The organism is Sandaracinaceae bacterium (assembly GCA_020633055.1).
GTDB lineage: Bacteria > Myxococcota_A > Polyangia > Polyangiales > Houyiibacteriaceae > JADJJE01.
This window is the reverse complement of record JACKEJ010000012.1, coordinates 153,530-179,698: the sequence shown is the minus strand read 5'-3', so window position 1 is coordinate 179,698 and position 26,169 is coordinate 153,530. Positions and strand designations below refer to the sequence as shown.

At 70.2% G+C, this 26,169-nt stretch carries 21 protein-coding genes; 10 read left to right on the top strand and 11 right to left on the bottom strand.

The window, feature by feature from the left end; translation table 11 throughout:
• Window positions 1–507: 507 nt before the first annotated feature.
• Window positions 508–2,178 carry a PKD domain-containing protein gene (locus H6726_27185; GenBank protein ID MCB9661362.1) on the top strand — a complete coding sequence of 557 codons (1,671 nt, stop codon included), beginning with the start codon at window positions 508–510 and terminating at the stop codon, window positions 2,176–2,178.
• A gap of 118 nt (window positions 2,179–2,296) precedes the next feature.
• Here H6726_27185 and H6726_27180 read toward each other — a convergent pair whose 3' ends face one another.
• Window positions 2,297–2,737 (bottom strand): transcriptional repressor, encoded by a 441-nt coding sequence (locus tag H6726_27180; protein ID MCB9661361.1) that lies wholly within the window; start codon window positions 2,735–2,737, stop codon window positions 2,297–2,299.
• Window positions 2,738–2,964: 227 nt separating this feature from the next.
• Between H6726_27180 and H6726_27175 the strand changes: the two genes are divergently transcribed.
• Together H6726_27175 and H6726_27170 are read left to right on the top strand one after the other, a co-directional pair.
• The gene (locus H6726_27175) at window positions 2,965–4,572 is read left to right on the top strand and encodes a hypothetical protein (protein MCB9661360.1); all 1,608 of its coding nucleotides are present in this window, start codon (window positions 2,965–2,967) and stop codon (window positions 4,570–4,572) included.
• A gap of 141 nt (window positions 4,573–4,713) precedes the next feature.
• A complete protein-coding gene (locus tag H6726_27170) occupies window positions 4,714–5,364 on the top strand; it encodes a DUF3124 domain-containing protein (GenBank protein MCB9661359.1) in 651 nt (216 codons plus the stop codon).
• A gap of 37 nt (window positions 5,365–5,401) precedes the next feature.
• On the opposite strand, the gene H6726_27165 is transcribed toward H6726_27170, so the two are convergent.
• Window positions 5,402–6,694 (bottom strand): NAD-binding protein, encoded by a 1,293-nt coding sequence (locus tag H6726_27165; protein MCB9661358.1) that lies wholly within the window; start codon window positions 6,692–6,694, stop codon window positions 5,402–5,404.
• A 99-nt stretch (window positions 6,695–6,793) separates the two neighbouring features.
• Between H6726_27165 and H6726_27160 the strand changes: the two genes are divergently transcribed.
• From H6726_27160 to H6726_27150, 3 genes are all read left to right on the top strand, one after another.
• Window positions 6,794–7,468 (top strand): DUF2461 domain-containing protein, encoded by a 675-nt coding sequence (locus tag H6726_27160; protein MCB9661357.1) that lies wholly within the window; start codon window positions 6,794–6,796, stop codon window positions 7,466–7,468.
• Window positions 7,469–7,643: 175 nt separating this feature from the next.
• Window positions 7,644–9,227 carry an FAD-binding protein gene (locus H6726_27155; GenBank protein ID MCB9661356.1) on the top strand — a complete coding sequence of 528 codons (1,584 nt, stop codon included), beginning with the start codon at window positions 7,644–7,646 and terminating at the stop codon, window positions 9,225–9,227.
• Window positions 9,228–9,270: 43 nt separating this feature from the next.
• Window positions 9,271–10,941 carry a neutral/alkaline non-lysosomal ceramidase N-terminal domain-containing protein gene (locus H6726_27150; GenBank protein MCB9661355.1) on the top strand — a complete coding sequence of 557 codons (1,671 nt, stop codon included), beginning with the start codon at window positions 9,271–9,273 and terminating at the stop codon, window positions 10,939–10,941.
• Window positions 10,942–10,962: 21 nt separating this feature from the next.
• Here H6726_27150 and H6726_27145 read toward each other — a convergent pair whose 3' ends face one another.
• Together H6726_27145 and H6726_27140 are read right to left on the bottom strand one after the other, a co-directional pair.
• Window positions 10,963–11,439, bottom strand: coding sequence for a nuclear transport factor 2 family protein (locus tag H6726_27145; GenBank protein MCB9661354.1), 477 nt, complete (start codon window positions 11,437–11,439; stop codon window positions 10,963–10,965).
• A gap of 96 nt (window positions 11,440–11,535) precedes the next feature.
• Window positions 11,536–12,078, bottom strand: a complete 543-nt coding sequence (locus H6726_27140) for a TetR family transcriptional regulator (GenBank protein ID MCB9661353.1) — start codon at window positions 12,076–12,078, stop codon at window positions 11,536–11,538.
• 61 nt (window positions 12,079–12,139) lie between these two features.
• On the opposite strand from H6726_27140, the gene H6726_27135 reads away from it, so the two are divergent.
• The gene (locus H6726_27135; protein MCB9661352.1) at window positions 12,140–13,600 is read left to right on the top strand and encodes a cytochrome P450; all 1,461 of its coding nucleotides are present in this window, start codon (window positions 12,140–12,142) and stop codon (window positions 13,598–13,600) included.
• Window positions 13,601–13,622: 22 nt separating this feature from the next.
• Here the strand turns inward: H6726_27135 and H6726_27130 are convergent, their stop codons facing one another.
• The 5 genes from H6726_27130 to H6726_27110 all read right to left on the bottom strand — a co-directional run bounded on the left by H6726_27130 (window position 13,623) and on the right by H6726_27110 (window position 20,260).
• Window positions 13,623–15,014: a filamentous hemagglutinin N-terminal domain-containing protein gene (locus H6726_27130; GenBank protein MCB9661351.1), complete on the bottom strand. Its 1,392-nt coding sequence runs from the start codon at window positions 15,012–15,014 to the stop codon at window positions 13,623–13,625.
• A gap of 253 nt (window positions 15,015–15,267) precedes the next feature.
• Window positions 15,268–16,599 (bottom strand): Stp1/IreP family PP2C-type Ser/Thr phosphatase, encoded by a 1,332-nt coding sequence (locus H6726_27125; GenBank protein ID MCB9661350.1) that lies wholly within the window; start codon window positions 16,597–16,599, stop codon window positions 15,268–15,270.
• 33 nt (window positions 16,600–16,632) lie between these two features.
• Window positions 16,633–18,228, bottom strand: coding sequence for a hypothetical protein (locus H6726_27120; protein ID MCB9661349.1), 1,596 nt, complete (start codon window positions 18,226–18,228; stop codon window positions 16,633–16,635).
• The gene (locus H6726_27115) at window positions 18,225–19,268 is read right to left on the bottom strand and encodes a HAMP domain-containing histidine kinase (GenBank protein MCB9661348.1); all 1,044 of its coding nucleotides are present in this window, start codon (window positions 19,266–19,268) and stop codon (window positions 18,225–18,227) included. The genes H6726_27120 and H6726_27115 overlap by 4 nt, the downstream gene beginning before the upstream one ends.
• Window positions 19,269–19,273: 5 nt before the next feature.
• Window positions 19,274–20,260 (bottom strand): hypothetical protein, encoded by a 987-nt coding sequence (locus H6726_27110; GenBank protein ID MCB9661347.1) that lies wholly within the window; start codon window positions 20,258–20,260, stop codon window positions 19,274–19,276.
• A 123-nt stretch (window positions 20,261–20,383) separates the two neighbouring features.
• Here H6726_27110 and H6726_27105 point away from each other — a divergent pair, with 123 nt between their 5' ends.
• From H6726_27105 to H6726_27095, 3 genes are read left to right on the top strand one after another with little or no spacing between them, the layout of a single operon-like run.
• A complete protein-coding gene (locus H6726_27105) occupies window positions 20,384–20,764 on the top strand; it encodes a hypothetical protein (protein MCB9661346.1) in 381 nt (126 codons plus the stop codon).
• Window positions 20,754–21,419 carry a hypothetical protein gene (locus H6726_27100; GenBank protein MCB9661345.1) on the top strand — a complete coding sequence of 222 codons (666 nt, stop codon included), beginning with the start codon at window positions 20,754–20,756 and terminating at the stop codon, window positions 21,417–21,419. Before H6726_27105 ends, H6726_27100 begins: the two co-directional genes overlap by 11 nt.
• Complete coding sequence (locus tag H6726_27095) at window positions 21,416–22,369, top strand: site-2 protease family protein (GenBank protein ID MCB9661344.1); 954 nt, start codon at window positions 21,416–21,418, stop codon at window positions 22,367–22,369. Before H6726_27100 ends, H6726_27095 begins: the two co-directional genes overlap by 4 nt.
• Here the strand turns inward: H6726_27095 and H6726_27090 are convergent.
• The gene (locus H6726_27090) at window positions 22,341–24,083 is read right to left on the bottom strand and encodes a hypothetical protein (GenBank protein ID MCB9661343.1); all 1,743 of its coding nucleotides are present in this window, start codon (window positions 24,081–24,083) and stop codon (window positions 22,341–22,343) included. The two genes, H6726_27095 and H6726_27090, sit on opposite strands and share 29 nt — an antisense overlap.
• Window positions 24,084–24,133: 50 nt before the next feature.
• Window positions 24,134–26,137 carry an OmpA family protein gene (locus H6726_27085; protein ID MCB9661342.1) on the bottom strand — a complete coding sequence of 668 codons (2,004 nt, stop codon included), beginning with the start codon at window positions 26,135–26,137 and terminating at the stop codon, window positions 24,134–24,136.
• Between the last annotated feature and the right edge of the window lie 32 nt (window positions 26,138–26,169).

The following is a 26,169-nucleotide window of genomic DNA, read 5'->3' as shown; positions in this document are numbered from 1 at the left end:
TTCGGCCGGTTCGATTCCCGCCGCCTCCACCATTCACTTGCTATTTCAACACGTTACAAGCATCGAAGCGCGCAAACTGTGCTCACCCGCTGCCTTTGAGTTGCATTTGAGTCTGCTCGGGCAGTTTAGGGTTCACCGCCGGTCCGGTTGATGCTTTGAACGGCGCGAAACGCCGCGCGAGCCGCGGAAAGTGTCCCTCCACAATGCTTCGAGCACGTACATCTGCAGCAGCTCAGCAGTAGTCCGCTCCGTGCGCTTCGCGAGCGCACGAAGCGCGCGCGCGTGCTGCGCGACGGTCGCAGGCCTTCGCTCACAAGAGCACCTCGAGCGCCGCACGAACGCCGGGCGCGGCCTTCGGCGCGCATCGGAGGCAATTGCATCCGCATAGCACGCATGAGGCAAGCGCGCGGCGCTTCCTGGCACCTGAAGCGCAAGATTCCATCCGCACGAGACACACCCAGGTCGACTGGCTACCCTGCACCGCATGTCGACTCTTTGGAGGTGCTCATGAGTGCGTTGGTCCGCGCAGCGGTCATGGTGGGGGTCTTCGTGTCGGTCGCGAGCTGGAGCGGCCGCGCTGCCGCCCAGGGGCCCACGGCGGCGTTCACGTTCACTGTCACGGGTGACACGGTGTTCCTGACGGACACGTCCACCGGCCCAGCCGCCATCACGAGCTGGACGTGGATGTTCGGTGACGGTGGGGGCTCCATCGCCCAGAACCCCATCCACGACTACTGCACCTCGATCGGGCAGTGCTCTTCCGGGCCCCACACCGTCACCCTGACCGTCTCGGACGGAAACGGCCGCAGCGACACGGTCAGCATGCTGATCACGCTGGAGACCCCTGGCGCGAGCTACACGACGGACATCTCGGGCTTGACCGTGGTCTTCACCGACACGTCGACGCCCGGCGCGTCGGCCATCACGTCATGGCTCTGGGACTTTGGCGATGGCGGGACGTCGACGCAGCAGAACCCGACGCACACGTACGCGACGGGCGGGATGTACACGGTGTGCCTCACGCCGGTGAACGACCAAGGGGCCAGCGCGTCGTGCGGCCAGGTCACGGTGGCGAGCCCGCCTGTCGCGGCCTTCACGCATCAGGTGAACGACCTGACCGTCGCCCTCACGGACACCTCCACCGCAGCCAACGGCGCCAACGTCGTCGCGTGGGCCTGGGACTTCGGTGATGGCAACACCTCGACGCAACAGAACCCCTCGCACACCTACTCGGCGGGCGGCACCTACACGGTCACGCTGACCGTGACGGCCTCGGCGGGCGGCACCGACACGGTGAGCAGCATGATCACCGTCAGCGCGCCCGCTCCGACCTGTAGCATCACCGCGCCCGCGATGAGCAGCACCGTCTCCTCGCTGGCCACGCTCATCGTGGACGCGGACCAGTTTGGCTCGGGGACTGTCGCGCTACTGTTCGAGTGGTCCACGGACGGCGGCAGCACGTTCCATGCGGCGACCGCCGCGACGGGCTCGCCCACCAGCAACCCCGCCACCGGCATCACCACGCCAGCCACGAACGTCAGCTTCGCGTGGGACTTGGTCGCGGACGCCGTGGCGCCCAGCACGGCGACAGCGGCCATCGTCCGCGTCACCGTGACGGGTGCGTCGACTGGGACCTGCGCGCTGAACAGCCTGACGGTCGACCCCGCCCGCTGCGGCGACGGCGTGGTGGCCGGAAGCGAGGTCTGTGACGACGACAACAACACGGACGGCGACGGATGCAGCGCCAACTGCCTCTCCGACGAGACCTGCGGCAACGGGGTGCTCGACGCGGCGAGTGAGGTCTGCGACGACGACAACAACACGGACGGCGACGGATGCAGCGCCGACTGCCTCTCCGACGAGACCTGCGGCAACGGCATGCTGGACACCAGCGTGGGCGAGGCTTGCGACGACGAGAACACCACGGACGGTGACGGATGCCAGGCGGACTGTGCGCTCCCAGTCTGCGGCGATGGCGTCCTCGACACCGGTGAGGGCTGCGACGACGACAACGAAGCGAACGGCGACGGTTGCTCGAGCGACTGCACGATCGAGACGTCGGGCGGCGGAGGATGCAGCGTGGGGAGCCCGCGCGACCACAGCGTCCTCTGGCTGCTGCTCGCGTGCGCGGCCTGGTTCACGCGGCGGCGGGCGCGTGCGGCGGTCCCGAAAGGCTGACGGCGAGAACGTCAATGGGCGAGCGCGTGATGCCCGCTTGGCGACGCGCTCAGCACCCCTATCCCTACGGGTCCTGAAGGGCCAGCAGCGTGGCGCGTGGCGGCCGGACGAGCGCCGCTCAGCCTGCGGACGCCGTCTCGCGGCAGCTGGGGCACTCGCCCACCAGCTGCAGCTCCGCGTCCGCCAGCGCCTCGCGCCAGCGCGGATCCACAGGCGAGGCCAAGCGCGCCTTGGGCAGGCACTCGACCGCCCCGCACGTGCGGCACGAGAAGTGCGGGTGGTAGTGCGGCTCCTCGTCCCCGTGGCGCGCCGCGTAACGCGCCACGCCGCCCACGTGGCTGGCCACCCACGCCAGCTGCGCCTCGACCAGCTTGAGCAGGTTGCGGTAGATCGTGGCCTGGTCCCAGTCCGGGCTCGCCAGCTGGGTCACCACCTCGCCGTGCGAGAGGGGGCGCGGGCTCTCGAGCAGTAGCTGATACACGGCCACGCGCGGCGCCGTCGCGCGCAGACCGGCGGCCTGCACCCGGCTCCTCACCTCGCTCTTGGACACGCGCTGCATGCGGGGCACCGTATCGGGCGTGCGCGCACGAGACAACCCGCGCGTGCGGGAAGCTCGACGACCGCCGCTCGGCACCGCAACGCGCACGCCCTGCAGCTCGAACCGGAGGGAACGCGAGGCCGAACCGCACCACTTGACGTAGGGGCACCGTTCACGCCTTGATCCCGTCCATGTGGGAATCGCTCACGCAGCCGCACAGGGCCTCGTGGTTCATCGTTGCGCTCGCCATGGGTGCCGCCCTCGCGGCGCTGCGCTGGAAACGCACGCGGAGCGCCCTGGTGCCTGTCTCCCTGCTGCTCGGCGCGTTGCCGGTAGTCGCCGCTGCCGGCATGAGCGCCCAGGAAGCCGCGCAGCTGACATTGGCCCCCGACACCAACCTCGCCGCGGCGGACGTGACTTCGCGCGGGCCGATGGCGACGATGTTGTTGTGCATCCTGCACGAGCGCCTGTTCGTCGGGCAGGCGGTGACCGCCGTGGGCCTCGCGCTGGTGGGCACGGCTCTGGCGTTGCAGAGCCGGAGACCCGCCTCGGAGGACGCGCCCCGACCGGGCTCCCTCGCGCTCGTGTGGGCCGCGTGCGCGCTCACATCCGTCGTCGCCGCCTACGCTGCGGGCCAGCGGACCGTACTGCTGGACGCGCTGGCGGTGGCCCCGCCGGGCGCCTACCTTGCCGCGCTCCTGGACGCCGCGGACGCGCGTGAGCACCTCCAGTGGCTACGCACAGTGTTCGCCGCGATCGCGGTCTTGCTGGCCCTGCGCGCCACCGCCACGACACGGGGCACGCTGCGTGAGCGGGTCGCGACAGGGGCTGCGCTGCTGCTCGGAGTCGCAGCGCTGCAGACCGATGTGGCAGCCGAGGGCGTGGCGACGTCGCGCGTGGCAAGCACGTTCGCGACCCCATGGACCGACGACGCGTCCTTCGAGCCCATCGTCACCGCGGACCTGACCACCGAGCTGTCGCTGGGCTACCCCTACACCGAGGTCGCGGTGGTACTGGGCACCGACGGTCCGCGTGACTACATCCGAGGTATCGCCCTCCCGCGTGAGGTCCCCGCGCTCACCGAAGCCCTCGGCGCACTGCGCGAGCGCTTGGCGCAGGAGCGCGCCGACGTGGCCGAGGCCTACGAAGCGCGCGAGGTCCAGGAGGAGCCCCCGCTGGAAATGGACAGCGACGGCGCGAACGAGATGGCGGCGCCAGCCGACGCGATGGGGCGCGTCGTCGCCCGTGCGGCGTGGACTCGCTGCGCGCCCGCGAGCGAGGAGCACACGCTGGCGGTCGCGGTGGACCGGCGCGCGACGGCCGACGCGCTGCGCGTCATGGTGGAGGCTGCCACGAGCGCTGGGTTCGGGCGGCTGGAGCTGGTGGTGCCCGCGAACGACCCGATCGAGACGCGCGCGCTGCACGCCCGTGACACCACAGGGGGCGCGCTGGTGGGCCACGCCATGCACGCGCTGCAGTGGCTGCTCGTGGCGCGTTGCGTGGCCGGGGACGTCCCGTTCATGACGGGCGTGGTGACCGACGTACCGCTCCGGACGCTGCGGCGCAGCGATGGTTCGGACGCCCCCGTGGGTGACCCCCCCGGCCTCGATGCGCTCCCAGACCTCCCGCCCGACCTGCCCACCGTCGTGCTCGCCTTGGGTGAAAACGCCACGCCCATCGCCCTGCTGCAGGCCACGCAAGACATGCTGGAGCGCATGGTGTCCGATACCCCACTCCTCGTGAGCTCACCTGCTCTGCTGCCAGCGCCTCCCCCCGCCCGCGCCTCTGGACCCGCTGCAGTCGACGAAGCAGAGGAGGCGACGGCCGAAAGCGCTGCCGAGCCGGCGGCCGAGTAGCCCCCTCGGCCTCGTCGCGCGCCGAGTGAGCGGACCACGTCGGTGGCGCGGGTGCACCATCGTGTGGCTCAGGGAGTCGACACAGCCCCTCCTACGCGTGGTGCCTTGCTTCACGCATCATCCGAGGGTCATGCTCCGCCTGTGACCGACCTCCCGCGCGTCTCGTCCGCCCCGCACCCGCTCCTCGCCTGCTCGCTCGCGCTGCTGCTGCCCCTCACGAGCGCGTGCGACGACCCGGGAGCGACGAGCGGCTCGACCGACCCCGCGTCGCCCACCACGCGCACCGCACCCACCGACGAGCCCGTCGCCGACCCACCGCCCGAGGCCGAGCCCGCCGGAGGGCCGCGCCTGCGCACCGTCTACGTGCCCGCCTACTCGGTGCTGCCCCGGGGCACCAACCTCGACCGCTCGGCGCTGCTCTCGGTGCTGCTCTCCGTGCGCAACGTGGACTCGACCGCCACCGTGACGCTCACGCACGTGGACTACTTCGACACGTCGGGGCACCGCGTACGTCGCTACCTGGACGCCCCGCGGCGCCTGCGCCCGCTCGAGACGGCCGAGTTCACGGTGGAGACGAACGACGCCACGGGCGGCTCGGGCGCGAACTTCCTCGTGTACTGGGAGGGCCCCTCGGACGCGCACCCGCTGCTGACGGAGACGGTCATGGTCGGGCACCTCGGCAGCGGTCACGTGGCGTTCACCTCCCGTGGCGTGGAGCTCGACCGGCGCCCGAACCCGTCGAGCTTCGAGGCCGAGGAGAGCCCGGCGTCGGGGAGCGCGCAGGCCCCCTGACCAGTCCAAGCGCGGCCCCCTGCGCGCCCCGCGCACCTCAGCTCCGAAAAGCCTCCTCCAGCTTCGCGCGCAGCAGCTCGGCCACGCTGTGCACCGTCACGCCCGAGACCCGCTGCTCGCCCTCGTGCAGCGGGTTGGTCATGCGCAGCACCACCTCGATGCCTGCGCCCCCGGCCTGCCGCAGCAGCGCCGCGCTGCGCAGGTTGAGCGAGTCGTTGTCCGTGCAGAAGAAGGCCACCGTGGGCGGGCTGGTGAGCGCCGACGCGGTCCACTCCTCGGCGTCACGGTGTTGGGATGCCACGAACGTCCAGCCGGCGGAGGCGGCCTCCTCGCGCGCGTAGGGCTCGCGGTGGGTCCCGTGCTGATCCACCACCTCGATGCAGCGCGCGCCGCCATCGGGGACGTCCTCGGCGCAGCACCCCTTCGCGTGCAAGAGGGCGCGAAACACCGCGCGCCCGAAGCGCCCGAAGCCGATGATGGCGACCCGCGTGTCGGCGGCGTCGCAGCGCGAGAGGGCGGCGGCGATGGCGGGCTGGGCGAGGAGCCGCTGCGCCGCCGAATCGAACTGCCGAAACGCCTCGATGCCCCGGTCGCCGACGCACTCGAGCAGCAGGCTCTCGGCCAGGTCGTCGTCCACCATGGGCACCAGCGCGCGCGTACCCGGGCGGTCAGGGGGCACGCTCTCCCTTGCGACCACAGCCGCCTTGAGGTTGATGAGCGGATCCCCCGCCGTGAACCACACGGCCTCCGCGCGCTCCACCCCCGCAGCCCGCAGCACCGAGGCCGAGGTCATGTCGCCCACGATGACCGGCACGCTGCGCCCGCCCACCATCATGGCGTCCACGTCGGCCACGGCGCGCTCCACGACCACCACGTCGCGCCCGGCCCGCACGGCGTACTCCGCCACGATGCGCCCGTGCGTGCCGAACCCGCACACCACCACCGGCGCGTCCATCGCCGCGATGCGGGCACTGGCAGACCGCACCACGCGCCAGAAGCGCAGCAGCACCTCGAACACGGCGCCGGCCGTGAGCGCAGGGTCGGCGAACAGCACGAACCACATGAGCGCGTTCTCCGCCGGGACGGTCGAGCGTGGAAAGAAGCCGTCACCGTCCAACGCGAAGAAGCGGAACGCGTAGTACACGGCCTGCGGTCGAGGCAGCCCCGTCGGGGCCGCCAGGGTGGGCACGTTCGCGAGCGCATACACCGTGAGCGCGTACAGCGAGATGAGCGGCACAGCGCGCAGGATGAACCCCCGCCGCGTCGCGAAGGCCAGGACGGACAGCGCGCGCCGCTGCCAACGAGGACGAGCGTGGTGCGAGGCGGGCATCGTGCGCGGAAGAGCATCACCAGTCCGGGCGCGCGTCAATGGATCGCGACGGACCGCTGTCGCCACGCGCCCCGACGCGCTGGTAGCATCGCGCTCACCATGACGTTCCAAGGCTTCGGCAAAGACACGGTGGCGTTCCTCGCGGGTCTCTCTGCCCACAACGACAAGGCGTGGTTCGACGCGCACCGCGCCGACTACGACGCGCACTTCGTCGCGCCCGCGCTGGCCTTCGCGGAGGCCGTGGGCGCAAAGCTGCAAGCGCTCGACCCCGACGTGGTCATCGAGCCGCGCGTCAACGGCAACCTCTTCCGCATCAACCGCGACGTGCGCTTCTCCAAGGACAAGACACCCTACAAGGACCACCTCGACATGTGGTTCTGGGCCGGCGAGCGCAACCGCGGATCGGGCTTCTTCCTGCGCGTCACGCCCACCCACGTGCTGCTCGGCGCGGGGCTGCACATGCTGCAGAAGGCCGACCTCGACGCCTACCGAGAAGCGGTGGCTGACGACGCTCGCGGCGTGGCCCTCACCAAGGCGCTCGAGCGCTGCGAGCGCGCCGGCTACCGCGTGGACGGGTCGCACTACAAGAAGGTCCCGGCGGGCTACGCCGCCGACCACCCGCGCGCCGCGCTGCTACGCCACGCCTACCTGGCCGTGGTGCATGAGCAGCCCCACCCGAGCGAGCTCGGCAGCAAGGCCTTCGTCACCTGGTGCGCGAAGCACTGGAAGGCGATGCTGCCGGTCCACACGTTCATGCGGGAGGTGCTCAGCTGACGCGAGCCGGGCCCCGGGGCAAGTGGCCAGCCCCGCCGCTGCCGCCGAACGGACCACCACCGCGCACCCGCGGATTCACACGCAACAAAACTTGCCGCTTCTAGCATAAACCAGTTGGGATACGTGCGGACGAGCGACTGGCGAAGCGGATGTGAGCCGTGCCGATTGACACTTCATGGGGTCGCTGGTAATCAGCGGCGTGTTTTCGCGAGGGACAGACGGATTCTTCCATCCAACCGATGAGGACGACCTCCGAACCCTCGTAGATTTCGCGCGAGGTTCGGGTCGCCGCGTGCGCGTTCGTGGTTCCATCCACTCCATCCCGGGCGCCATCTACAGTGGCTCAGACGGCCCCGATGCGGCGCACATGGACGTCATGCTGGACCGCATGATCCGGGTTTCTTTCGATGACACGCGACGAGAGGTGACCGTCCAAGCGGGATGCCACCTTGGTCGAGATCCACGCGACCACACCCGAACGTCGCGGTGGGAGTCGTCGTTGACGACGCAGCTCGAGCGACGGGGCTGGGCGCTGCCGGACCTCGGCGGCGTGACGCACCAGACCGTCGCGGGATTCCTCATGACTGGTTCGGCCGGGGGTAGCACCCGCCATTCGATCTACGACGCCATCGTGTGCGTCCGGATGATGGACGGCACGGGCGCAATCCACCGCTGGACCCGAGACGATCCACGCTTCTTCGCGGTAGCCAGCTCGATGGGGCTGCTGGGGATCCTCGTCGATGTCACGTTCGCGTGCGAGCCGCGCTACGACGTCATCGGAGAGGAGCGAATCACGTCGCGCTCGGGCGCCGCGTTTCAGTGGGACCCCGCTGGTTCTCACGACGCATCGCCGCGTCCCTCGGTGGCCGAGTTCCTCCGCGCGACGGAGTACGCGCGCTTCATGTGGTGGCCACAACGCAACGTCGACCGCGTCGTGTCGTGGACCGCGGGCCGCGCGTCGCCGCGCGACCTCCCCGAGCACCGGGCGCCTTCCGGCAAGCTGACGCCCAAGCCGTACTCCGCGCTGGGTGATGGTCTGCAAAACCCCGCTCTCACGCCCGTGGTCAACTACGCATCACAGCTCGTGGCAGGAGCGTTCTACGACTCCATGGCCCAGTCGCGCCGCCACCGAGACACGCTGCTGCGGGCACTGCCACCGTCGAGCGTCGTATTGAGCAAGCTCCGCGACACATTCGAAGAGCACGTATTTCCCGCGGTGCTCGACGTATTCCTTCCCGAGAACACGAACTCCCACCAGCGGTTCTGGGGTCCATGGCACCACGTCTTGCCAATGGACAACCAGATGGTCGACGCCTTTCTCCCCACGGACTTCACCGAGCTCTGGTTCGACATCGACCAAGCGGACGAGGTGATGTGCGCGCTCCAAACGCACTTTCATCGCGGAGGACTGTCCGCGACGGGCACGTTTCTCTTCGAGTTCTACGCGTGTTCGTCCTCGGACTTCTGGATGCACCCGTCCTACGCACGAGACTCGTTTCGCGTCGATGTATTTTGGTTCAAGCGGAATCGTGGAGAGGCGGCCACGTTCTTCGAGCAGTTCTGGCAGCTCCTCGCGCCCTTTGGGTACCGGGTGCACTGGGGCAAGCACTTCCCGTCTTGGTCATCGGACCCGATGCGTGGCTGCCTCGCGTCATACCCGCGCGTGCGCGACTTCTTGGCACTCCGCGCCGCGTGCGACCCAGACGGAACGTTTCTGAACCCTCATTGGAGCGGGCTGGTGGCCTATGGCGAGAGCTAGTCGTGTTGGTCTGTGGGCGGGCGCCGCAACGTGCGAAATTGCCGTGCCGCAAACCGATCTCTGTCTGATGGGTTGGGGCGTCCCGACGAACGTCGGACGGTCGAAGGGAACCGCGCTCTGCGCTCGGGCCCTCGTCCTGGGCACACCGGGGTCCATCGCGTTCGTGTACGTCTGCTTGGACCTGTGCTTCATCAGCACCGAGGTCCGCGAGCGCGTGTTCGTCGCGCTCCAGCGCAGGGGCCTCGCGTGCGCGAGCGAACGCCTCCTGCTCACCGCGACCCACACTCACTCGTCGCTTGGTGGCTACACCCGTGACGTGTTCTACGCGTCCTCCGGTCCTGGCTTCTCCGAGGCGAACACTACCGCGATCGTCGAAGCCGTGGCTGGCTCGGTGCACGCCGCACACGGACGTCTTCGCGCAGCGAGCGCGTACGTCCACCAGGGGCCGCTGGCAGCACCATCGCCCGTCGCGTTCAATCGTTCACTCGCCGCCTACAACCGGAACCACGACGTACGCCCGCTGGGGGCTTCGGAACGGCATGAGGCCGTGCCCGACCACCTCACGGTCCTGCGCGTGGATGCCCGCGAGACGGGCACACCGATGGCGATCGTCTCCTGGTTCGGCCTGCACGGTACGTGCGTCCACGCGGACCAGAACGTCTTCCACGCGGACCACCCCGGAGCGACCGCGGACCACGTCGAACGCGAAGCTTCCCGCCGCGGCTGGGCCGACGTCGTCGCCATCGCGTCGCAGAGCGTGTGTGGCGACGTCACGCCGAACCATCGCTTCGACGCCGCGCGCCGGTGCAGAGTTGGCGCTTCGGAGGACGACTTCGCGGCGGCCAAACGCATCGGGCGTTTGGTGGGGGCGCGCGTGCTCGAGCTGGCAGAGGTCGCCCGCGAGGATGGAGTGGAGCTGAGTGGCAACGTCCAATGCTCCCTCACGTGGATCGACCCCGTGGGCGCCCCGGTCTCGCCCGAGTTCGCGTACGGACGTCGAGACGCGACGACGGACCCACCCACGCTCGGCCTGGCGTTCGCGTTCGGGACGGCTGAGGGCCCGGGCCCTGCTCGCCCCGCGCGGTGGCTGCAGCAGCGTTTTCGTCGCGTGGTCGGCGCTCTGCCACGGCACTTCGGCGTCGGGCGGCGATGGAGCAAGCTCCCGTTGTGGTCGTTCGGCCCACGAGCGCCGGCCAAGATCCTCGGCTTCCTCCCCGCGCACGAACGATTTCTCACCCATGTTCCGAACCGCTTCCTTCGGTACATCGGACGCGAGGTCCACGAACACGGGCTCGACACTCCGTGGGTTCCGCGTCTCCTACCGTCACAGCTCATCCGTGTTGGAACGCTCGTTCTCTGCGCGGTTCCCTTCGAGCCGACGACTCATGCCGGCACGCGCCTTCAGCGCACTGTGCGCGCTCACGCCCGCGATACAACGCACATTGTCGTGTGCGGATACGCCAACGACTACGCGAGCTACCTGTGCACGGACGAAGAATATTTGGAGCAAGCCTACGAAGGCGCATCCACACTGTTTGGCCGGTGGACACTGGGCGCGTGGCAGACCGTGGTCAAGAGGCAGACCGTTTCGATGCTCGCCGCGCGGGATTCGCCAGCGCCACTGCGCGAGCAGATGAGCGGCCGCGTCCAGCTGCGCGCTCCATCATCCGCGCAGCTGGACGCGGCCCTGGCCCGGCGCCACGCATCAAGGTGAGCTTGTGGCCCCAGGTGAGGCTCAGCGGATGGGGTCCATACGGCCGGGGGTTCCTTCGACGGACCGACCACCGCTGAGGAGCTTCGAGACTGCCCAACGGTATCCCCGAAAGGCCGGGACCCAGATGCTCGCGACGCCCCCGACGTTGTCCCAGTAGTCGATCTGCTCATGGCACTTTCCGTCGCGGACACGAAACAGCGCACCCACTGGGGTCTCCATCGGCCTGCCAACGCGCATCTGCACCTTCATCGTATAGAAGAGCGCAAAATTGTCCGACCCATCGACGAGCGTGAAGTCGTGGAACTCGAACATCTTGTAGGACGCGAAGGCGAACTCCCATGACCGCTTGAAGGTCGCGAGACCGTAGCGCGTTTCCATGGGACAGAAGAAGGCGATGTCGTCCGTGTAGAGGTCTGGTAGCTCCTCGAGAGCGCGCTCTCGATCGACGTTGAGCCTCTCATAGAATCTCTGCATTCGGACGCCGAGCGTGTTCGTCATGCGCGGGACTCTAGCACACCGAACCGGCCTTGCTCGGCCTTTGAAGGAGCCGGCCCAGAGTGGCGCACCTGAAGTAGAGTCCGCCGTCCGGGCACACTACCCGCTCGCGCTGAGCGCCACATCGAGCGCTCGCTCCAGGTTGCTCTCGAACACCCGCTGCGCACGCGTCGGTGTCCCGTCCGCGTGGCTCATGGTGATGGCACCGAGCGTGAAGCTCATGAGCAGGTGGTAGGCCTCCTGGGCGCGCCGGGCGCTGTGACCCTCCGCGGCCAGCTGCGCGAGCAGTTCGGTCATGACGCTGAGCGATACCTGGCCGCGCGTCTCGGGCTGGCCGATCAAGGGAAGGATCCCGGGGTGGTCGTTCAGCCCTTGGTACATGGTGCGGAACGTCTTGCGTGCGCGGTCGCGCAGGGTGCCCCCCTGACCAGGATGCACGTCGTACTGGCCGACGACGTAGTCCACCAGCTCGGCGACGAGCGCCGCCTTGTTGTCGAAGTGCCAATAGACGGCCATCGCCGAGACGCCCAGCTCGGCCGAGAGCGCGCGCATCGTCAGCCGGTCTACGCCGTCGCGGTCCACGAGCGACAGGGCGCTCTCCAGCACCTGGTCGCGAGTGAGCGGCGTGCGTCTCTTCGGCATCCCGCGAGTATGGATCGCGCGGCGACTTGTACTTAGTAAAGTTTGCCGCTAGAGTGTGCCCATGCCCAGCCCGAGTCACGACCTCCGCCGCAAGGCCACGCGCCTCGCCGTCCGCTCGCTCGCCCGCGCCCGCGGGCTCTCGCCGGAGAGCGCGATCGCGTGGCTCCCAGCTCCGCTGCGCGACCGGCTGGCGGGGCTCTTCCCCGCTCCCAGTACCGTGGGCATCGACGGCTTCGACGCGTTCGCGCCCGAGACGCTGGCCAACCCGTACGCGTTCTACGACACACTTCGGAGGAAGGCGCCGGTCTATCGCGTCCCGGGCGCCGACTACTACTGCGTGAGCACCTACGACCTAGTGCGGGAGGTCGCCCTCGACACTCAGACCTACTCGTCGAACCTCGTCGCCATCCTGCTCGCCAGCGGACGCAAGGGCGCCAAGACCTGGCAGCTGCCCACCGGACAGGGGCCGGTCGACGTGCTCGCCATCGAGGACCCACCCGTGCACACGCGCCACCGCAAGCTCGCGACGGCGGCCCTCTCCTCGCGCTTCCAGAAGAGCCTGGACGACGACATCCGCGCGATGGTCGACGAGCTGCTGGCCGCCGCTCTCGCGCGCGGGGAGTGCGAGTGGATGGACGACGTGGCGAACGTGGTGCCCATGCGCATCGCCTTGCGATTGGTGGGCTTCCCAGAGGAGGACCACCGTCGCGTGAAGTTCCTGTGTGACCACGCCGTCGCGCTGCTGAACGGCGTGAACACGCCGGCGCAGCTCGCGGAGCACGTGGACTTCGGCATCGAGCTGTTCGCGTACGTGCAGCGGCAGTTCCAGCGCCACGTGCGCGCGCCCGGCGACGACCTCACGGGCAGCTTGGTGCGGGCCACGCGCGGCAGCGGTGACGACTCGCTGAGCGAGGCCGAGGCGCTTAGCATCTTGCTGCAGATCCTCATCGCGGGGAGCGACTCCTCGGCGAGCGCCCTCGGCAGCTGCGTCGCGCGTCTCGCGGCAGACGCGGAGCTCCAGGCGGCCCTACGCGCCGCGCCAGAAGGCATCCCGGCGTTCGTGGAGGAGATGCTGCGGCTCGAGGCGCCCTTCCAAGGACACTTTCGCGTCACGACGCGCGCGGTGTCGCTCGGCGGAGTGCAGCTCCCGAAGGGCGCGCGGCTGATGCTGCTGTGGGCCAGCGCCAACCGGGACGCTGCGCGCTTCGAGGAACCTGACGCGCTCCGTCCGGAGCGTCCCGGGCTGCGCCAACACATGACGTTCGGCTATGGAGCGCACCTGTGTCTGGGCGCGCACCTGGCGCGGCGCGAAATCCAGATCGCGCTCGCGCAGCTTCTCGGCAGCACGTCGCACATCGCCCCTGGGCCCTCTCCACAGCGGCACCGACCGAGCGTGTTCACCCGGACGCTCGTGAACCTCCCCCTCACGCTCACGCCCTCCGCTCCAGCGACCGACGCGCGGCCCCCCACGCCCGCGCCTGAGGCTTCCCCGCTGCGCGCGGTCGGCGAGGACGCGCGCTGAAGGCGACGCGTTGTCCGCGCGCTCAGAGCCCGCGACGACGCAGCGGCACCAACACCGCCACAGCGACCAGTACGAAGACCCCGAGGGGCCACTCGCCACCCGGGTGCGTGGGCACATCGCAGGCGCCGCCATGCAGGTCGAGCGGGCCGTTCGCGCTCTGGCAGTCCACCCGGCAGCGCATGGGTTCGTCGTCCGAGTTGAACGGACCGTCGTCGCAGAATTCGCCGGTGTCCACTACGCGGTCACCGCAGCGCGGCAGCAGGCAGTCGTCCCGGCACGCGTCCGGAGCCCCCGCCGAGTTGTTGGGCCCGTCGTCGCACTCCTCCCCCGTGTCCGGCACGCCGTCGCCGCAGCTCGCGGTGCGGCAGTTGGTGCGGCACGCGTCCACGGCCGTGTCGGAGTTGGCGCTCCCGTCGTCGCACTGCTCCCCGGACACGCGCACGCCGTCGCCGCACACCGCGAAGGTGCAGTCGGTGCGGCACGCGCCAGCCGTGGTGTCCGAGTTCATGGCGCCCATGTCGCAGGTCTCGCCCGTGTCCTTCACCCCATCGCCGCAGCCCGCCGCTTCGCAGTTGGTGCGACAGCCGTCGATGGCGGTGTTCGAGTTGCCCGCCCCCAGGTCGCACCCCTCGGTGCTGTCGTGGACGCCGTCGCCGCAGCTCGGGGCCACGCACCCGGGCCGACAGGCGTCTGGCGTGGTGGCGCTCATGTCGTCGCCGTCATCGCACTCCTCGCCAGCCTCCACGAACCCATTTCCGCAGCCCGCTGGGAGCACCAGCGCGGGCATCGCGGAGGTCAGGACCACGCCCGTCAAGCGCACCATGCCCGTCGGCGCAGACATGCTGGTCACGTCCAGGGTGGCGAGCGCCAGCTCGCCGACGTTGCTGGCGATGACCGCCACGTGGTTGGCCACCAGCGTGGCGTCGTTCACCGTGACGTCCCCCGCGACGAGCCGGAGGTCGCCCGTGAGCGTCAGCGACGCAGCCTCGTAGGTGAGCGCGCCGAGCGCGCCCGACAAGAAGCCGAGGTGCGCCGGCGCCGTGTCGGGCAGCACCTCCGACGGGAAGGGAGGCACCTGGAAGCGGTCGCCGCTCGATGCGCGCACGTAGTCCGCCGTGGTGAGCACCAGGTCACCAGGGACGGTGAACAGCCCCCCCGCGCCAACCGTGATCCCCGCGGGGTTGGTGAGGATCAACGACGCCCCCGCGATGCTGACGGTGACGGGGCCGTCCAGCTGGGTGGCACTGCCGCCCGTGACGCGCACCACCACGTGCTCCACGGTGGCCGGACCGTCGATGACGAGCGACTCCGTCGCGCCGAGGCTCAGCGTTCCGAACGAGAGATAGAGCGTGTTGCCGACCACCGCGCCGTTGGACTCGTCCACCGCAAACGCTGGTCCCGTCAACGACGCCATGGAGGCGATGGTCGCGTCGACGACCACTTGCGCCCTCGTGGACGCTGGCGCGAGTGAGCCGAGCACGAGCGACGCCAGACACGCGAGCGCGGCGAAGGGGCGACGTGAGGCCCGGGGACGCGCGGCAGCGCCATGGGGCGTGGACGTAGACTCGGGCCAAGGGAGGGGATGGGCGCGGTGCGAGGGCGCGTGCGACATGGCGCGAAAGTACACGTTTCTTCTCCGAATGCGAGCGCAGCCTGGCGTCGCCCGCTCAGTCCGAGTCGGGCTTGCCCGGCGGCGCGCTGGGAGCCTTGGGGGGCACGGGGGGGGGTGCAACGCTGGCGCGTGCGGTCAGGGTGCGGTGCAGCTCGTCGCGGGCTTCACCGAGCTCGCGGCTGGTGGTGCGTAGGCGCTGGTTGAGCACGCCGAGGAAGCTCCACAAGAGCTTGACGGCAATGTCGTGGTTCTTGCGCACCAGATCGAAGAACCCCCGGCGGCCGATGATGAGCAGGCGGCTCTCCTCCTCGGCGGTGACGCTCGCGCTGCGCGGCGCCTTGTCGATCAGCGACATCTCGCCCAGGTGCTGCCCCGGCCCGAGGTGTGCGATGAGCGTCTCGCCCGTGTGGATCCGCACCTTGCCCGACAACACGAGGAACATCTCCTCGCCCTCGTCCCCCTCGGTGACCACCGTCTCGCCCGCCGCGAACGTCTTCACGTCGGTGATGTTCACGACGCGCACCAGCTCTTGGTACGTGACGAAGCGGAAGAGCGGCATCTTGTGCAGCATCTCCAGCTTGAGGTTCACCTCGCGCGCCAGCTTGTCGACGCCGCTGGTGTCCTCGGGCACACGCACCACGAGGGCCGTGATGTTGTCCTTGCCGCCACCGTCGTTGGCGAGCTGAATCAGGCGCTGGGCCAGTTCATCCTCGGCGATCTCGTCGAACATGCGCGCCAGCACGCTCTCTTCGAGATAGTCGTGCAGGCCGTCGCTGCACAGCAGGAACCTATCGCCCGGGAGAACGTCGAAGTCGAACACGTCGGCGTCGACGCTCTCGTACACGCCCACGGCCCGAGTGACCGCGTTCTTGTAGTTCATCTTGCCGATCTGCTCGCGGGTCAGGCGCCCGCGCTTGAGCAGCTCGTTGATGAGCGAGTGGTCCTCGGTGAGCTGATGAACGGCCCCCTGACGGTACAGGTAGATGCGCGAGTCGCCCACGTGGCAGATGAACCCGCGGTTGCCCACGATGGTGAGCGCCACCAGCGTGGTGCCCATCCCGCGCTTGCTCTCGTCGCGCACACCCTCTTGATGGACCGCCGAGCAGGCGCGCTGGCTGGCCTTCTCCATCAACTCGAGGATGGCCTGCCGTGAGGTGTCGTTGCCCTGCTCGTAGCTGAGGAGGAGGTCCTGCTCCTCGGCGAGCGACTCGCGCACGACGCGCGCGGCGATGGAGCTCGCCACTTCGCCCGCGGCGTGTCCGCCCATTCCGTCACAGACGACGAAGAGGTTGAGCTTCCGATCCACCAGGAAGCTGTCCTCGTTGTGGTCGCGGACCCTGCCTACGTCTGTGAGCGGCCAGAATCGGAGGCCATCGCTGCCGGACATGTCGGACGGCGTACTATGCCCAGGCGACCCCCGTCAATGACCGTCGCGTGGTAGGGCGACGCAGACGGTCCCCGGCGCCTCGAACCAGATCGCGCCGCCCTGGGCATCCACCAGAGCCCGCGCCAGGTACAGGCCGAGGCCGAGGCCCCCCCCGTGGGTCCCGGACGGGCGTCGCGCGACGCGAAACGCCTGGAAAAGCTCCTCTGGATCGCCCGGCGGCGTCATTCCCGGCACGTCCACGTACAGGCGCACTTGGCTGACGGGTCCCGGAGGACCTGCGGCGCGCCCGACTCGAACCGCGATCGCACTCCCAGGTGGGGACACGTGGGCAAGGTGAATCAGCAGCCCGACCAGGGCTTGCTGCATGCGCTGGGCGTCGACGTAGATGGCTGGCACCCCCGGCTCGACGCTGGTGTCCAGCTCCACACCCAGCGCGCGGAGCGTACGCCGCGCGCTGCCCACCGCACCGCTCAAGATGGCCGCAACCGGCACGTACGCAGAGTACAACTTGAGCTTGCCGGCCTCGAGCCGCGCGGCGTCGAGCACCTCGCTCACCAAGCGCAGCAGATCGGCAGCCGCATCGCGAACGATGGCGAGGCTCTCCGCCTGCTCGGTGTTGAGCTCGTCCCCCGCCACCAGCATGTCGCTGAAGCCCAGGATCGCGTTGAGTGGGCTGCGCAGGTCGTGGCTCATGTAGGCCATGAAGCGCGTCTTGAGACGCTGCGTCTCGGCGATGGACGAGCGCGCGTTGAGCTCTTCTTCGCACAGGCGGTCGTGAGTGGTCACCAACAGCTTCACCGCCAGATCCAGCTGCGCGCCCTCGCGGGTCTCGGCGTCGCTGGGGCGCTCCATGCGCACGACGCTGGTACCCTCTTGGATGCGAGCGACCCGACCGCGAGCCCGCTCGAGGTCCCGCACGACGCGGCGCCCGTGTTCGTAGAAGAAGAACCCGACGAGGGGCGCCACAATGCCAAGGAGCAGGAGCGCGGGGTCGAGCGCTGCGCGGGTGAGCCAGGAGAACATGGCTGCGCCCGGCAACAGCGGAGCCGTCGCGAGGGCCGCCCAGGCGCCCAGCTCGAACGGCAGGCGCGCGCCGAGATCGGGTACGTCCTCGCTGCGAACGACGCCCAACCGGTCGAGAGAGCGCAGGGCGACGAAGTGACCGGCAACCCAGGTCGCGAGCGCACTCGGGGCCGCCGTCGTCGCGCCGAACAGCAGCAGCAGGGTCGCCTCCTCGCGCCCCCAGGTCGCACCCGCGGCGATCGACGCCCCGGTGTAGACCGCGACGTGCACGGCGAGCGTCACTCCCGCGGCCACGCGTGAGCACGCCAGCAGGCTACGGCTCCCAGCGACGCGGCCGAGGAAGGTGCGCGCGCGCCGCTGCTGGCGCACACCGCGTCGGCAGAGCTCGAGCAGCCACGGGAGCGTGACGACCCATGCGGCCACCGAGGCGAGCAGCGCCCGCACGAAGTAGCCACGCGGGACGACGCCGAAGCCACGCGAGACGAGCCAGCCCGCGCACGCCAGCCCGGCGGAGCACAGGACGCCCGCGGCCATCGCCCAGCCCAGCGCCGTGAGGGCGCGCAGCTCGTGGCGCAGCGGGGCCCGCTCGAACACGCGTCCCGTCATGCGGCCGGCTCCGGGCCACGCGGCAGGAATACGCGGAACAACGAGCCTTTGCCGACCTCGCTCTCGACCTCGACGCGCCCGTGGTGAAGGTCGACGAGCTTGCGCGTGATCGCCAGGCCGAGCCCCGCGCCTTCGATGCGCGGGTCTTCGTCGGTGGCGCGCTCGAACTCCGCGAAGATGGCCTGCAGGCGGTCGCGCTCGATCCCCTGACCCGAGTCGCGCACGGCGATCTCGATCTCCCGCGCGCCCGCCGAGCGCACCGTGACGTCGACGTTGCCCGCCGCGGTGAACTTGAGCGCGTTGTGCGCGAGGTTGCCGAGGATCTGCTGAAGGCGCACCGGGTCGGCCCAGACGGTGTCGAGCTCTGGGTCCACGTACCACCGCACGTTGACGGAGCGCCCCGCGCGCGCCGCGTCCACTTCGCTGACCACCTCCTCGATGAGCGGCCGCAGCGGAACGTGGCGTGGAGCCACCGTCAGCTGGGCCGAGGTGGCTGCGGCGAGGTCGATGACGTCGCGGAACAGGTTGCTGAGGTACGTCCCGGCCCGGCGGATGTGCTCGAGGTCCTCGCGCTGCGAGCGCGTCAGCGGTCCGTCGAGTTCTTCGAGCAACACGTCCGTGAACCCGAGCAGCGCGTTCAAGGGGGTGCGCAGCTCGTGGCTCACCGACTGCAGGAAGTCCGACTTGTCCCGGTCCGTCGCCTCCACCGAGGCGCGCATCTCACGTTCGCGCGCGAGGCTCTCGGCCAGCAGGCGCTGAAGGTCGTTCAGGCCCGCGCCGAGGGGCGCGGCGTCATGGCACTCGTGCCACGAGAGGGGCTTGTCGGTCGCGCTCAGCGTGCTGGGGAGGCGATGCAGGGACCGCGTTCGCATCTGCACCAGCCAGGTCAAGGCCGCGAACGCGATGCAGCCCATCACCCACAGCGCCAGGTCCACGCGCGGGCTCCAGTCCCCGACGAAGGTCACGACCCCGAGCATCCCCACGAGCACCGACGCGCTGAGCCAGAGGTTCGTCTCGGTGGATGGTGGACGCGCGGGCACCGGACTCAGCTCCGAGCAGCGGCGGCGGAGGACGGACTGCGCGTGGCACGCGTGCGACGCCGGAGGGCGAGGCCCAGCGCGACGATGGTCCATGCGGTGAGCGGCGCGCCCGGTCTACTCCGCGACGACGGTCCACCCACGGTGCACAGCCCTGCGAAGTTGGCGCCTTCCACGGGGTCGAGGCAGTACGGAGACCCCACGGTGACATTCCCCACGCTGTCGCTCACCTGCAGCTGGAGGCAGATTGGACTCTCGGCGTAGCGACCCTCGAGCACGAACGAGATTGGGACGCGGGCGCTCGCGTCAGCCGTGAAGTTCCGCTGGACCGCCACCTCTACGGGCGCTTCGAGCCCCTCCGCGCGGGCGAGGTACAGGTGGTACTCGATGCTCCCCGGGGTGCCGTCGTCGTGCGACACGGGAAAGGCGAGGTCGAGCCGGTAGCCGCCCTCGGGCGCCTGGCAGGACGGCCCGACTGGAGTGGAGCCGAGGGAGCTGAGCGGCGCCACCGTCGGAGCACGCATGTCCACGCCAGAGCCCGTCCGGAATGCAAACGGCAGGTCGACCTCCCCGAATGCGGTCCCGGTGTAGGCGGCTCCCGACTGCCACCCGCCAGTCGGAAGAAAGAAGAGCACCTCCTCGCTGACGAGCTGGACGGATCCCGCGACGGGGAGTCCGTCGGGCCCCAGGATCTCGAGCGACTCCTCGGGCAGCGGCGCTGCCGCGGACGCGAAGTATCCGACCGTGAAGCGGAGACGCAGCGGCGCGTCCAGCAGGACGCCGTTGGCGCCCGACGCCGGCATCACCTCGATGGGTCCGCGTGCGCCAACCGGCTCGCAGTCGTCCTGTGCGTCAGCTCCGCGCGCGGCGAGCAGCGACAGGAGGAACACCGACACCGCCCACGGCCGGAAACACCGGGCGAGCACCTGCGGAGAGGGGGAGGCGGCGTAGACGGTGCGCCAGCTCTCACCCGGCGCGCCGAGGGGCTGCGCCATGGGGGGCGGGGTCGGGACGTGAGACCGTGGAGACGGCATGGATGCATTATGCACGCCCCTGAGCCGGGATCCCGAGCAACGGCGGTTGGCCGGGTCGAGGGATGTGATGCAAGGTTCCGTGCCATGCAGCGCGTCAGCCACGCCCCCCCCCTCGCGGAGGTCCTCGACGGGTTCGAGCTGGCCCACGCCATCGCGGGCGTGCGCGCGGGTCTATCGCGCCCGGACGAGGCGCTCGATGACGGGCTGGGGGCTCGGGTCGCGGCGACGGAAAGCGGCGCCGCGCGTCGTGCGGCGGCTGCGCTCACCACCCGCTTGGTGCCCGCTCACACCAGGCAGCTCGGCGCCAGGGAGAAGGCGCTGCTCGGGGCCGAGGTGGGTGGCGCGACGGGGCGGCGCTGGATGCGCGAGGCGCCCACGCGACCAGGGTTCAGCGTCCACCCGGAGGTGCGCGCGTGTGTCCGGGCGCTGGCGGTCGTCGCAGAGGGGGACGGTGATGGCCAGTAGCGTCGTGCGATCGCAGTATCCAGAGGTGCGCGCGCGCGCTGTGCTGGATGCCGAGCTCGAGGCGGCCCGCGTGCTGGCCGACGCCCACGCCGAGGCCGAGCGCGTCCGTCGCGCAGCAGAGGAGGAGTACGAGACCTGGCGCGCGCAGGCCCAGAGACACGGGGAGGAGCAAGCGTCGAGCGACGCGCGCGCGGCCCAGCTCGCTGCCCTCTCGCGCGAGCAGCAGGCCCTGCGCGCGCTGCGCGACGGGACCGTGCCGTTGGTGGTGCAGGCGACGCACAAGCTGGTCCGGGGCGCCTTCGAGCAGCACCCGGAGATCGTGCGCGAGGTGGTCCTCGAGGCGATGCGGCACCTGCGGCTGGCCACGACGCTCGAGCTCGAGGTCCACCCCGACGACGTCGCGTACGTGAACGGCCTGCGCGGCCTCGAGCGGCCACTCGTGGTGCGCACCGCCGACGACCTCCTGCGCGGGGAGTGCCGCGTCCTCTCCGACGTCGGGTCCGTGGACGCCCGCTTCAGCACGCAGCTGGAGGCGCTGGCCACCGCGTTGCAGACAGCCCTGCGTGGCGCCAGCGAGGCGGGTGCGTCCACACGCGACACCCGACCCCCGAGCGGGCCGACGGAGCGCGCCGACAGCGGCGAGGCGGAGGCGTGAGCCGCCGACCGTGGGGAGACGGCTGGCCCGCCTCGCTCGGGCTCATGGCGGTCACATGGTACAGCGTCTTCTACGTGGGGCAGATGCACGAGGGTGCGGAGTCGCTCTGGGGCGGCTACCCCTTCGCAGTGCCGCTCATGTCCATCCTCCTGGCGCACGAGTTCGGCCACTACATCGCTGCGCGACGCCACGGGGTCGACATCTCCCCGCCGTACTTCATCCCCTTCCCCAACTTCCTCGGCACGATGGGCGCGGTCATCTCGATGCGCGGGCGCATTCGGTCCCGTGACGCGCTGCTCGACATCGGCGCGGCGGGCCCCTTGGCCGGGATGGCCGTCGCGCTCCCGGTGCTGGTGGTGGGCGTCCTCGAGAGCCCGATCGCGCCTGCTCCCGCGCGAGGCACGCTCGGCCCCCCGGACGCCCTGGGCATACCGGAGTTCGTCGGGGGCTTCATCCAAGAGGGGCACAGCCTGCTGTACGACGCGCTGATCCTGGTGCTGCGCGGGGGCATCCCGGACGGCTACGACATCCACCTGACCGGCACGGCGCTGGCGGGCTGGGCTGGGTTCCTGGTCACCATGATCAACCTCATCCCGGCGGGGCAGCTGGACGGCGGGCACGTCGCCTACGCCGTGTTCGGCGCGCGTCAGGACACGTACTCACGGCGCGTGGTGGCCGTCCTGCCGTGGGTCGCGCTGGCGTCGAGCGCGCTCCTGGTCCTGCGCGGCTGGTGGTTGCATCACGGCCCGGTGTCCATGGCCGGCAACGTGCAAGCGGGCTTGCCCTGGCTGGTGTGGTGGGGCTTCCTGCGGTTCATCACGCGAGGTGACAATGCCCAACACCCGCCGACGGACGACGATCAGCTTTCGCCAGTGCGACGCAAGGTGGCGTGGGTCACGCTGCTCTTGTTCCCGCTGCTGTTCATGCCCGCGTGGATACGCATGCAATAGGGCGCTCACGTACGGGGCCGAGCACCCCCACGCTGGAGACACTCGGCGCGGGGGCGAGGCACAGCGTGTCGATGACCGCCGCAACACGCGACAGGGGCAGCGTCCGGGCCCGCCGGCCGCCCGGAGCGCTGCGGAACGGAACGGCCGGGAGCGCGGACGCGAGCCTCAGCTCCGCATCGCTGTCCTCCCGTGTGACCACCAGCAAGACGGGCTCTCGGACGTAGCGGCCCATGCGACGGCAATCCGCGATGGCCACGTCCAGCCGCACGAGGCCGCGGGCGCGGTGCTCGGTCACGAGCCGCAGGCGCGCGTCCTGCCCGTGCCCCGCCGCGTCGCGGTGCAACACCAGCTGGAGCGCCGCGGGCACGTTGCCCAGCTGCGCCGGGAAGCGACGTGCGAGGGCCACGAGCGCGCAGACACGCTCTGCCACGGAAGACGGTAGCTGCGCGCGTGTGGTCGTCAGCATCAGGGCCGCGAGCGGCACCAGCGCGTGGAGGACGGTGGCGTAGCCCGGGGGCACGTAGCGCGGGGCGTCAGCCACGACGAACCGGTCGACCGCCACCAGCGCGAGGACCATGCCGAGCAGCGACCCGAGCCCCGGTAACGTGGAGGCGTCCAGCCAGCGTGCGGGACCGAAGCGCTCGATGCGCGCGCGCGCGGCCGCCCAGAGCCGCTCTCGGGGCCCAACGGGGGCGTACGCGCCCAGTCCTGGCGCGCGTCCGACGCGGGGCGCCCGCTCGAGCACCAGCAGCACGACGGGCAGGAGGCAGAGCACGCCCAGGTCCGTCCGCAGCACGTACAGGAACGGGGCGAGCGCGGCGAAGAACACCACAGCCGCAGCGCGTGCAAACGGCGGGAGTGGCACGAGCCCGACCGGCAGCAACCCGAGGCCGCGCGCCGTGCGCCGGTGGAGCAAGAGCTTGGCGAGCGCCACACACGCGAAGAAGGCGGACAGCAGCGCGAAGGTGGGGTCGAGGGCCCGCTCACGCACGGTCGCCCATGCGGTGGGCTCGAGGGGCAGGCCCACGGCGGGCGCGCGACGCGACGGAGGGACGGCCGCGTTTGGCAGCGTGAACGCGACCCTGAAGGGCACCGTGCGGGGCAAGTGCGCCCGCACGTAGCGCAGCCGAACCCGTCCGTCGGGCAGCGTGTCGACCTCGCGCGTCACCATGGAGTCGCCGACACGCGCCTCCTCGTCGGGCTCCGCGCCGGCGGGCGCGATCAGCTCGACCCGGACATCGTCCAGACCCGAACGCCACCCGGGCAGGATCCACTCGTAGCGAGTGCGCTCACCATCGATGGCCTGCACCGCCGACTCTGCGAGCTCCGCGCGGTACGCGACGGCCAACGCGTAGTCCCCGCGCCGCGGCGCGTCCCGACGGCGAAACGAGAGCGCGATGGTGCCCGGCTGCGCGGCGTCCACGGTCGGCCGGAAGCGCTGCCCGCCGCTCTCGAGCAGCACGATGTCCTCGCCTGGGAGGAGCGTGAGCTCCGGGTCCAACCCAGCAATGTCGAGGCCCTCCAGCCAGCCTCCATGGACGTGCACGGCCAGCTGAAGACGCGCTTCGAGCGTGCCGCTGGGGCTGACCTCGACGTGCGCGTGGGCCGACTGCACCTGCGCCTCGGTCCATGCGCGCGCCGGCGCTGCGGCCCACGAGGCGGACAGCGCGAGAGGCACGAGCAGGGCGCGCGCGAGCAGAGAGTGGCGGAGCACAGCCGGAACCTATCCGGCGCCGCGCCCGGCGCCGAATTTCCGACAAGCGGCTACTGGCGGAGGTTCGCTGCCGCGTCGCAGGCGACCTGCACGCCCGTGGGTCCCTCGTCCGTCTCGATGACCTTGAACTCGACGCGGCGATTCTCCTCGTACGCAGCGCGGTTGTGAGCCGGGTTCACCGGGCAGAGCTCGCCATACCCTGCGCTGCGCAGGCGGTCGCGCGGGACGTTGCGCTGCACGAGGGCCTCCACGACCGACGCTGCTCGGTCCTGCGTCAAGCGCAGGTTGTGCTCGTCGTTGCCGCGCTCGTCCGCGTGGCCCTGCACCTCGATCAGCCGGATCTGCGGGTTGCCCAACAGGGTCGCGGCGACGGCGTCCAGGATCGCGTTCGAGCGGCTCAAGATCTGCGCGCTGTTCGTCTCGAAGTAGATCTTGTCGAGGATGATCAGCGAGTTGTCGTCGAAGATGACCGAGCCCTCGTCCGGGCAACCGTCCTGGTCATTCGTGCCGTTGTACGTCTCCGGTTCGTCCGGACACTCGTCGTCGGCGTCGAGGATTCGGTCATGGTCGTTGTCGGGCTCGGGACAACCGTCCTCGTCCTCGAACGCGTCGATGTCCTCGGGGGTGTCGCGGCACAGGTCTTCCGTGTCCGGGATGCCGTCTTCGTCGTTGTCCAGCTCGGGGCAACCGTCCTCGTCCTGGAAGCCGTCGCGGTCCTCCGCCTGGTCGGGGCACTGATCGACGTCGTCGGGGATACCGTCGCCATCACGGTCGCTGTCGTTGCCCTCCGGGCAACCGTCATCGTCGTGGTCGCCGTCCATGTCCTCGGGGATGAGGGGGCAGTCGTCCAGATCGTCGGGGATCCCGTCGTTGTCGTTGTCGAGCTCGGGGCAGCCGTCCTCGTCCAGGAAGTGATCGAAGTCTTCCGGGTCGTTCGGACAGTCGTCGATGTCGTCCATGATGCCGTCACCGTCGCGGTCGCCGATGGGCGGCTCGTAGATGAACGCCAGCATGGCGCGCCACTGAGCGGCTTGATAGCCCCGGCCGTCCGGGTTGGTCGGGATGCCCGCGCCCGCGCCGAACATCAGGTAGCTGTGGTCCTGCACGAAGAGCTTGAAGCCCAACAGCGCCTCGAGGGAGAGCGCGCCGCGCGTGCCGATGGAGTCGGCGATCTGCGTGCCGTAGACCTCGGTCACCAGGTCGAAGGTGCGCGCGAGGCGGAAGCTGGCGCCCGCCCCGAAGGTCATCACGTCGTCCACCTGCAGCAGCGTGCCGGTCTCGACGAGGGGGGACAGCGTGCCGTTGTTGCCCATCGTCAGCTGCGTCTCGCCGTAGATCGGGAAGGTGGCGCCAGTGCCGAACACCGCGCGGTACCCGAACTCGAGCGAAAACCGGATACGGGAGATGCCGTTGAAGGCTTGGTCCGGCCGGGTGCGGGCCTCCATCACCACGGACGGCCAGAGAGACACGCCCGGGGCGCCCGCGAAGCGGCGGTCGTTGCCCGTCGGGAGGCCGACGCGCACGATCGCCGCGAGGCCCACGGGGTCACGCTCCGCGCGCAGGATGCGCAGCTTGCCGTGGATGGACAGATCGCCGAGCCCCTGGTAACGCAACGCGCGGATGGTCGTGGAGGCCGGGTCCGTGTCGCTCCACCCGTAGTAGGGGTGAATGTGCACGGCCTCACCGTTGATGATCTGGATCGGCAGCTGGAGACCCACCACCGCCCAGTTCGCGATCCCGAAGTTGACCAGGATGGTGCCGGTGATGGCTTGGTCGACGATGTGGTCCGTCGTGCCGCCATCCTCGAGCCTGGCGTTCACCGCGCCGCTGAACTGGAGCAAGTTGAAGCCCGCGTCCAGCACCAGCCCGAAGCTCAAGCGGTTCTCGGGGAGGATGTCGGTGCCGTTCACCGTGAGGTGCCCGCGCGAGTCGATGGCAGGGCGGAACATCTCGATGTTCATGCCGCCGGTTTGCAGGCGGCTGGACTGCGCCGAAGCGAGCGAGGGGGCCGCGAAGGACAGCATCAAGGCGGCGAGTGCGAAACGGCGCAACATCAGGCGACTCCTTGCGGGTCGACGAGACCCGC